Source organism: Streptomyces sp. NPDC013455, from assembly GCF_040632975.1.
GTDB lineage: Bacteria > Actinomycetota > Actinomycetes > Streptomycetales > Streptomycetaceae > Streptomyces.
On sequence record NZ_JBEYCX010000056.1, the window covers coordinates 1 to 4,799 of the forward strand.

Consider the following 4,799-nt stretch of genomic DNA (forward strand, 5'->3'; position numbering starts at 1 on the left):
CACACGGTGTTCGTCGAGTCCAGCGCCCACCCCGTCCTCGTCCAGCCGGTCAACGAGATCGTGGACGGCACCGAGGCGGAGGCCGTCGTCACCGGCTCGCTGCGCCGTGAAGAGGGCGGACTGCGACGGCTGCTGGCGTCGATGGCCGAGCTGTTCGTCAAGGGCGTGCCGGTCGACTGGACCGGTGTGCTGCCCGAGGGCGCCGGCGGAACCCACGTGGAGCTGCCGACGTACGCCTTCGACCACCGCCACTACTGGCTCCGGCTGAACGGAGCGACCGACGCCACCGCCCTCGGGCAGGCGCCCACGGACCATCCGCTGGTCGGTGCGGTGGTGGAGGTCCCGGAGACGGGCGGGGTGTTGTGCACCTCCCGGCTCTCCCTGCGGACCCACCCCTGGCTCGCGGACCACACCGTCGGCGGCCTGGTGCTCCTCCCCGCCGCCGCATTGGTGGAGCTGGCCGTCCGGGCCGGCGACGAGGTGGGGTGCGGGACGCTCGACGAACTCACTGTGACGGTACCGTTGGTGCTGCCGGAGCAGGGCGGGGTGCGCGTCCAGGTCGCCGTCGGCGAAGTGGACGAGAGCGGCTGCCGTACCGTCACCGTCTACTCGACGCGGGAGGACGCCGGCGAGGGCAGCGTGGCGGAGGGCTGGGTCCGGCACGCCACCGGTGTGCTGACGGGGACCCCCAAGCCGGGCGAGAGCCCGCGGGGCGACTTCGCCACCTGGCCCCCGCCGGGTGCCCAGCGCCTCGACGTCGAGACGCTGTACGACGGTCTGGCCCGGCGCGGCTACGCGTACGGGCCCCTCTTCCAAGCCGTACGAGGGCTGTGGCGGCTCGGTGAGGAGATCGTTGCCGAGGTCGCCGTACCCGAGGACGAGCGCGAGGAGGCCGGGCGGTACGGGCTCCATCCGGCGCTGCTGGACGCCGCCCTGCACCCGGCGCTGCTGGACACGGCCGGTGCCGACGGCGGGCCGCGCGTGTGGCAGTACCTGACCTGGCACGGCCTGGCGCTGCATGCCGTCGGGGCCACGACGCTGCGCGTACGGATCACGCCGCTCGGGCGGGGCGCCCTGGCTCTGGAGGCGGTCGACCAGGCCGGCGGGCTGGTGCTGCGGGCCGAGTCGGCTGAGCCGCGGGCACTGTCCGCCGAGCAGTTGGACTCCGCCGCCGGTACGGGGAGCGACGACTCCCTCTTCCGCGTCGAGTGGACCGCGCTGCCCGGAGCCGATGCGACGCCGGACCAGCCGCCCGCGTGGGCCCGGGTGCGCTCGGCCGCCGACATCACCGCCCTGGCGGAGCGTGCGACCGCGGCGACCGAGCCGCCGGAGCCGGACTCGCCCGAGCCGTCCGAGCTGAGCGTGCTGTCCGAGCTGCCCGAGCTGATCGTGCTGGAGGCCGCCACGGTCCAGGACGACGGCGTGGACGACCCGGCGCTTGCGCTGACGAACCGGGTGCTGGCGGCGGTACAGACCTGGCTGGCCGCCCCTGCCCTGGAGCCGACCCGGCTCGTCGTGGCCACCCGGGGTGCCGTACCGGCCGGCGCCGACGGCGCGGTGACCGACCCGGCGGGCGGCGCCGTCTGGGGCCTGATCCGGGCCGCGCAGTCCGAGAACCCCGACCGGATCGTGCTGCTCGACCTCGAACCGGGAGCCCCGTCCGGGACCGCACCGCAGCCGGACGCCGACCACGCCCTGGACGACCCCCTGGAACGAGCCCTGTGCCGGGTGCTCACCGACGCCGAGCCCGAACTCGCCCTGCGCGGGCAGACGCTGTACATACCCCGGCTCGCCCGGGCCACCGCCGCCGGTCACGACGAGGCCACCACGACGCCCGAGGCGCCCGTCACACTGGATCCGGAGGGCACGGTACTGATCACCGGCGGTACCGGCTCGCTCGGTGGACTGCTGGCCCGGCACCTGGTCACCCGGCACGGCATCCGCCACCTCCTGCTCGCCAGCCGTCGCGGCCAAGCGGCGGAAGGAGCAGCCGAGTTGGTGGCCGAGCTCACCGAACTCGGCGCCGAGGTCACGGTGGCGTCCTGCGATGTCACCGACCGCGACGCCGTCGCCGCCCTGCTGGCCCGAGCACGTCGGGACGGTCGCCCGCTGACCGGGGTCGTGCACACCGCCGGCATCGCCGACGCCGGAGTGATCGGCACCATCCGGCCCGAACAGGTGGCCCAGGTGTTCGCGCCGAAGGTGACGGCGGTCCGGCACCTGGACGAACTGACCCGCGAACTCGCGCCTGAGGTCGCCGCGTTCGTCGTCTTCTCCTCCGTCTCCTCCGTCTTCCTCGGCGCCGGCACCGGCAGCTATGCCGCGGCCAACGCCTACCTGGACGCCGTGGCCCACCAGCGCCGGGCCGCCGGCCTGCCCGCCACCTCGCTCGCCTGGGGTCTGTGGGATCAGGCCACCGGCGGTATGGCGGCCGGCATGGACGACCTCACCCGCAGCCGGATGAACCGGCGAGGCGGTGTGCTGCCCATGAGCCCCGACGAGGGCATGGACCTCTTCGACGCGGCGCTGCGCACCGGCGAGGCACTGCTCGTCCCGGCCAAACTCGACCTGCGGCAGCTGCGCACCGACGCCGGCGCCGGCCGGGCGATCCCCACGCTCCTGCGCGGGCTGGTACGCACCGGACGGCAGACCGTGCGGGCCGCGGCCCGTGGCAGCGGTGGCGGCCTGGCGGACCGGCTGGCCGGGCTGGGCACGGCGGAGCAGGAGGCCCTGCTGCTGGACCTGGTGCGGACGCATGCGGCGACCGTGCTGGGCCACGCGGGTCCCGAGGGCATCAAGCCGGAGACCGCCTTCCGCGACTCCGGGTTCGACTCGCTCACCTCGGTGGAACTGCGCAACCGGCTCCGCGACGCGACCGGCCTGAAACTCGCCGCGACCGCCGTCTTCGACCACCCGAACCCGCTTTCCCTCGCCCGCCACCTCCACGGCGAACTGGGCGAGGTGGCGACGACCGCGGCCGCACCCGTCACGGCGGTCACGCTCGCCGACCCCGACGAGCCGATCGCCATCGTGGGCATGGCCTGCCGGCTGCCCGGCGGCGTGAACAGCCCCGATCAGCTCTGGCAGTTGGTGTCCGAGGGCCGCGACGCGATGTCCGGCTTCCCCGACGACCGGGGCTGGGACCTGACCGGCTTCTTCAGCGACGACCCCGACCAGGCGGGCACGTCGTACGTGAGCCAGGGCGGCTTCCTGCACGAGGCGGGCCTGTTCGACGCGGGTTTCTTCGGCATCTCGCCGCGTGAGGCGCTGGCGATGGACCCGCAGCAGCGACTGCTGCTGGAGACGTCCTGGGAAGCGCTGGAGCGGGCCGGCATCGACCCCCTGGGCCTGAAGGGCACCGACGTCGGTGTCTTCTCCGGCCTGATGGGCCAGGGCTACGGCACCACCGGCCCGGTCCCACCCGAGCTGGAGGGCTTCACCGGCACCGGAGGCATGGGCAGCGTCGCCTCCGGCCGAGTCGCCTACGTCTTCGGCTTCGAGGGCCCGGCCGTGACCGTCGACACCGCCTGCTCGTCCTCCCTGGTAGCCATCCACCTCGCGGCCCAGGCCCTGCGGAGCGGGGAGTGCTCGATGGCCCTCGCCGGAGGCGCCACCGTCATGGCGACCCCGGGCACCTTCGTGGAGTTCTCGCGGCAGCGGGGCCTGGCTGCCGACGGCCGGTGCAAGTCGTACGCGGAGGCGGCGGACGGCACGGGCTGGGCCGAGGGCGCGGGCGTGGTCGTCCTGGAGCGCCTGTCGGAGGCCCGACGCAAGGGGCACCGGGTGCTGGCACTCGTGCGCGGCAGCGCGGTGAACCAGGACGGCGCGTCCAATGGCCTGACCGCCCCCAACGGCCCCTCGCAGCAGCGGGTGATCCGCAGGGCCCTCGCGAACGCCGGTCTGACCCCGGCGGACGTGGACGCGGTCGAGGGCCACGGCACCGGCACCACCCTCGGCGACCCGATCGAGGCGCAGGCCCTCCTCGCCACCTACGGCCAGGACCGCGAAGAGCCCCTCTACCTCGGCTCGTTGAAGTCCAACATCGGTCACACGCAGATGGCCGCGGGCGTGGCCGGCGTGATCAAGATGGTGGAGGCCATGCAGCACGGCGTACTCCCCGCCACGCTGCACGTCGACGCTCCCACAAGCCAGGTCGACTGGTCGGCCGGAGCGGTCCAGCTGCTGGCCGAGGCCCGTGACTGGCCGCGGACCGACCGGCCGCGCCGGGTGGGCGTGTCCGGTTTCGGCGTCAGCGGCACCAACGCGCACGTGATCTTGGAGCAGGCGCCGGAGGAGTCCGCTGTCGAGTCGCCGGTGGTGCCGGTGGGTGGTGTGGTGCCGCTGGTGGTGTCGGCGCGGTCGGGTGGTGCGCTGGCCGGGCAGGCGGGTCGGCTGGCGGAGTTCGTGGATGGGACGGAGGTGCCGCTGGCGGCTGTCGCGGGGGCGTTGGTGTCCCGGCGGGCGGTGCTGTCGGAGCGGGCGGTGGTGGTCGCCGCGAGTGCGGAGGAAGCGGTTGCGGGGCTGGGTGCGCTGGCCGCGGGCGAGGCGTCGCCGTTGGTCGTCTCGGGTTCCGTGGTCGACGGCAAGAGTGTGTTCGTGTTCCCCGGTCAGGGGTCTCAACGCGTCGGTATGGGGCGCGAGTTGTATGAGCGGTATCCCTTCTTCGCGCAGGCGTTGGACGAGGCGTGTGCCGCGTTGGACGCCCGGCTGGCGGGTTTCGTGGAGCATTCGGTCAAGGATGTGATCTTCGGGTCCGGTGAGGGTCTGCTGGATCAGACGGTGTTCACGCAGGCCGGTCT

Annotated in this window: 1 protein-coding gene; it reads left to right on the plus strand. The window is 74.0% G+C overall.

The genetic code is table 11. From position 1 onward, the window contains the following. The coding region (locus ABZ576_RS34190) for an SDR family NAD(P)-dependent oxidoreductase (protein ID WP_360749961.1) at positions 1 to 4,799 on the plus strand (4,799 nt) is incomplete at both ends.